This window comes from Microcystis sp. M53602_WE12, assembly GCF_030065455.1.
Lineage (GTDB): Bacteria > Cyanobacteriota > Cyanobacteriia > Cyanobacteriales > Microcystaceae > Microcystis > Microcystis aeruginosa.
The window spans coordinates 1-4,780 of record NZ_JASJFB010000744.1; the positions used below are offsets into that span (position 1 = coordinate 1).

Below are 4,780 nucleotides of genomic sequence, written 5' to 3' on the forward strand. Positions count from 1 at the left end.
GCTCTCGATGGGAAGAAGCATATCCTTAGTTAAAGCAGATTTTCTTCCTCAGTGCAACCTAAGTCGATGCTTTCTCACGAGTGCGGGTTCATTTTCTAGGTTGACTTCGGCTTCCTTACCAGCATTTATTGAGATGTTGCCTTTTGTATATTATTGGCTTGACGGAAGTTAAGGATAAAGGGAAGAAGTTAATCGGACGAATGAAAGAAGGCGATCGCTGTGATGGTTCCCTGATTGAAAATGCGATTAGTCGGTTGGATAGTTTAGATAAAATTGCACAATTAAAAAATCCTGAAGAGTTTGGAACTACGGATGAGGAACGGCTTTATAATGTGGCGTTGCGGTTATCAATTAATTGGATTAATCGGGTTTTGTTTCTCAAATTATTGGAAGCGCAATTAATTAAATATCATCAAGGCGATCGAGATTTTGCTTTTCTCAATTTGGCGAAAGTTCCCAGTTATGATGATCTCGATAGTTTGTTTTTTGATGTGTTAGCTAGGGAGACAAATAAGCGCGAGGCTAAGGTTAAAACGACTTTTGCTCATGTACCTTATTTAAATAGTTCGCTATTTGAACCAACGGAGACGGAACAGCAAACGATTTTTATTGGCAATTTGCGGGAGCGAACTTTACCCATTTTTGCAGGTACGGTGCTAAAAGATAATCAGGGTAATAAGCGAGTAGGTGAGTTAAATACGTTGGCTTATTTGTTTGAGTTTTTGGATGCTTATAAATTCGATCGAGATGAGTTAGAAAATCCTCAAGAAGATAGCGAAAAGTTAATTAATGCTTCGGTGTTGGGGTTAATTTTTGAAAAGATTAATGGTTATAAGGACGGTTCTTTTTATACGCCGAGTTTTATTACCATGTATATGTGTCGGGAAACGATACGAAGAGCGATTGTGCAGAAGTTTAATGAAGTAAAAGGCTGGAATTGTCAAAGTTTGGATAATTTATATGAACGAATTGAGGATAAAAGAGAAGCGAATACTATTATTAATAGCCTGAAGATTTGCGATCCAGCCGTGGGTTCAGGACATTTTTTGGTTTCAGCTTTGAATGAGATAATCGCGATTAAGAGTGAGTTACGGGTTTTATTAGATACTTCGGGTAAGTCGCTAAAAGATTATCGGGTAGAGGTGCGAAACGATAAGTTATTGGTTTACGATGATGAGGGGAATTTATTTGCTTATCATCCGAATAATCAAGAAAAGCAACGGGTACAGCAAGCCTTATTTCATGAGAAACAGACGATTATCGAGGGGTGTTTATTTGGGGTGGATATTAACCCTAATTCCGTGACTATTTGTCAGTTGCGGTTATGGATTGAGCTTTTAAAGAATGCTTATTATCGCGAGGATGGCAATTTAGAAACTTTGCCAAATATTGATATTAATATCAAGTGTGGTAATTCTTTGATTAGTCGCTTTGCTTTGGATGTGGATGTTAAACAGGTTTTACAGAAGCAGAAGTTTAGTATTGAGCAATATCGCAATGCAGTCCAGACTTATCGCAATGCGGAAAATAAGGAACAAAAGCGGCAGATGGAAACGCTGATTGCTAAGATTAAGGCTGGGTTTAGTGCTAATTTATTAATTAGTGATCCTAAGAAGGTGAAGTTACGTCAATTACAAGGGGAGCTTTATAATCTGGAAAATCAGGGTTTATTGTTTGAGGAGACTAAGACGGAGCAAAAAGCGCGGGAGAAAAAAGTAACTAAGTTAAATAATGAGATTGATAAGCTAACTGCTGAAATTGCAGATATTGAAAGCGGTAAGCTGTATAAGAATGCTTTGGAATGGCGGTTTGAGTTTCCTGAAGTGTTGAATGATGACGGGGATTTTGTTGGGTTTGATGTTGTAATTGGTAATCCTCCTTATGGCGTAGATTTTTCAACCCAAGAAAAAGAGTTTTTAAAGAAATATTATGATCGAATTCATGTCCGAACTCCAGAGTCTTTTAATTATTTTTCTTACAGATATCAAGAACTTACAGGTAAGCAATCTTTGTGTTCACTAATAATTCCCTCTAGTTTTTTAAATCAAATTGAATTTGAAAAAAGTAGAGAATTAATACTAAGTAATTACAGTCTTATCTTAGACATTAATCTTGGGGATGGAGTATTTGAAGATGTTACAACTCCTACCTGCATCATTAGTTTTTCTAAAAAAATATTAAACAACTCAACTCTATATGCAGATCTATCAGATGTGGAAAGAGATAAATTACCAGTTGAGCTAGATAAAATCAATAATCTCATTGATCAATCCAATCTTGTTTCTAATCAAGCTTATAGCTTTGTTTTTAAAAATCATCATCAATTAATTGAAAAATGTTATTCAGGTAATCTAACTCTTAAAGATATTGCTGAAGATGTAGCTACTGGAATTAGTCCCGGACTTGCAGATGCTTTTATACTTAAATCAGATGAAGCTGAAAGTAAGAAATTAGAAAAAGATATAATTAAAAAACTAATAATTGGAGGAGAAATAAACTCTTATTGTTTACAGCCTAAATCAGAGAAAGTCATAATTTATTTTTCTTCGGACTTAGATGTTAAAAATTATCCCAATATTATTAAACATTTAAGCTTATACAAAGAAAAACTAGACAATAGAGTAGAAACTAAAAGTGGTGTTATCCCTTACTATGTAATGTTAAGACCTAGGCGCAAAAAATTATTTACTGAGCCTAAAATTTTAATTCGACAAACTGCGAATAGAATCATTGCTGCTTACGACGAAGATCAATGGTATTGCCTTAAAAGTGGAATAATAGTTCAGTTGCCAAATAAATCAGAAGTGCAATATTTATATTTATTGGCTGTTCTCAACTCTAAATTGATGAATTTTTTATATAGTGATTTAGTTAATGAAGATGTGAGAATATTTCCAGAAGTAAAGCCAGTACAATTATTTAAACTTCCAATTGTAGTTCCTAAAAGACAAATACAAATAGCATTAGAAAAAATTGTTAATAAAATTCTCACCGCAAAAAAAGACGATCCTAACGCTAACACAAGCGAATTAGAAAAGCAGATTGATCATTTAGTTTACAAACTCTATCAACTCACCTATAATGAAGTAAAAATAATTGATCCAGAATTTGCCCTAACAGAACAAGAATATCTGGACTTCCCCTAATTTATTCCCTTACCCCCCCGATGTCCTGTAGGGTTGATTCATGAATCAACCCTACTATGAATTAACCCTACGATGAATCAACCCTACTATGAATTAACCCTACGATGAATCAACCCTACTATGAATCAACCCTACTATGAATTAACCCTACTATGAATCAACCCTACTATGAATTAACCCTACTATGAATTAACCCTACTATGAATCAACCCTACCCTTACCCCCCCGATGTCCTGTAGGGCTAATTCATGAATTAGCCCTACAATGGGTGTTGTCAAATTGAAAGATGCTGGGAATCCGCTTTGCCTTGTGCCTTTTGCCTCATGTCAACAAGCAATTTAAATGCGCGGGCAGCTTAATTTCTGGCCAACTAGCTACCACCGAGGCCAATTTATCCAAATCCCGACGATCTTCGATAAAGGGAAAAACACCTAAAACCGGACAATTAGTCAAGGATTGAATTAAATCGATCGGTGTTAACTGCTCTATTTCCGTCTCCGTGCGCGGTTCGAGACAATTAAGGATAATTCCGCCCAAATTGACCTTTTTTTGCTCTGCTAGGGCAATATTAGCCACCGTTTGGGAAATCGCTCCCAATTTCACCGGCACCACTAAAAGGGTTTTTAACCGCCATTGAGCCGCTAAATCCGCCAAAGTTAGCTCGTGAGTGACAGGACAACCTAAACCCCCCAAACCCTCAATTAAAACCAAATCTTGGCTTTTTTGTAGGTTCAGCAGAGCTTGCCACACCGTCCCTAAAGGAATATCTCGACCTTCCAAATCAGCAGCCACAGGAGGCGCTAAGGGTGCTTGATATTGCAGCGGTGTGATCATTTCTAATTGACCCTGAAATAAGCCCTCATACCATTCTCGATCGCCTTGACCCGTTTGCATTAATTTCATCAGCCCCAAGGCCTTGGATGGATAGTATTTTTGCCAATAAGCCACTAAAGCAGTGGTGACAACGGTTTTACCCGCATCGGTATCCGTAGCCGCAATCAAAAGACTATTCATAAAACTTCCAGGCTCAGTCAAGATCAGGTGAAATCACCAATATTTATTATCTTATCTCCCCTCTTCCCCATCACCCCACACCCCACACCCCACACCCCACTTCCCCACTTCCCCACTTCCCCACTTCCCCATCACCCCACACCCCACACCCCACTTCCCGATAATTAATGTCGCCAGAATGCCCCCGATGACTTCTAATCATCCCCTGAAAATTGGTATAGTTGGGACAGGGTTCGCCGCTCAACGTCGCGCTGAAAGCTGGCAAGCGGATGATCGCGCCAGGCTTCTGTATGTTAGCGGTAATAGTGCCGAATCGATCGCTAATTTCTCGCAAAAATACCAAATTTCTGCCCTAGATTCGGCACTAAGCCTTGCCAGCCATCCCGATCTCGATCTGATTGTCATTGCCAACGTTAATCAGGCCCATGCCTCGATCGCCCGTACGGCCTTAAAATCAGGTAAGCACGTTATCGTCGAGTATCCCCTGGCTTTCCACCCAGCGGCGGCAGCAGAATTAATCACCCTAGCCGAAACCGAGAAGAAATTACTGCACGTCGAACATATTGAACTTTTGGGGGGACTGCATCAAACCCAACAGCAGTATTTAGCCAGCCTCGGCA

At 38.7% G+C, this 4,780-nt stretch carries 4 protein-coding genes; 3 read left to right on the forward strand and 1 reads right to left on the reverse strand.

Annotation, left to right across the window (positions count from 1 at the left end; translation table 11 throughout):
* The first annotated feature begins 143 nt into the window (after positions 1–143).
* A complete protein-coding gene (locus PX482_RS23030; protein WP_288096539.1) occupies positions 144–3,146 on the forward strand; it encodes a type IIG restriction enzyme/methyltransferase in 3,003 nt (1,000 codons plus the stop codon).
* Positions 3,147–3,467: 321 nt separating this feature from the next.
* On the opposite strand, the gene bioD is transcribed toward PX482_RS23030, so the two are convergent.
* Entirely contained in the window at positions 3,468–4,160 is a 693-nt protein-coding gene (bioD, locus tag PX482_RS23035; RefSeq protein ID WP_061432288.1) for a dethiobiotin synthase, read from the reverse strand.
* Between the two features lie 27 nt (positions 4,161–4,187).
* Here bioD and PX482_RS23040 point away from each other — a divergent pair, with 27 nt between their 5' ends.
* Both PX482_RS23040 and PX482_RS23045 read left to right on the forward strand, forming a co-directional pair.
* Positions 4,188–4,328, forward strand: coding sequence for a hypothetical protein (locus tag PX482_RS23040; RefSeq protein WP_288123075.1), 141 nt, complete (start codon positions 4,188–4,190; stop codon positions 4,326–4,328).
* A gap of 10 nt (positions 4,329–4,338) precedes the next feature.
* Positions 4,339–4,780: Gfo/Idh/MocA family protein (locus PX482_RS23045; RefSeq protein WP_288123076.1), on the forward strand; the 442-nt coding region annotated here is incomplete at its 3' end.

Excerpts from the sequence above, each read along its gene's own strand:
- bioD (WP_061432288.1), bottom strand. The coding sequence starts at position 4,160 with ATGAATAGTCTTTTGATTGCGGCTACGGATACCGATGCGGGTAAAACC.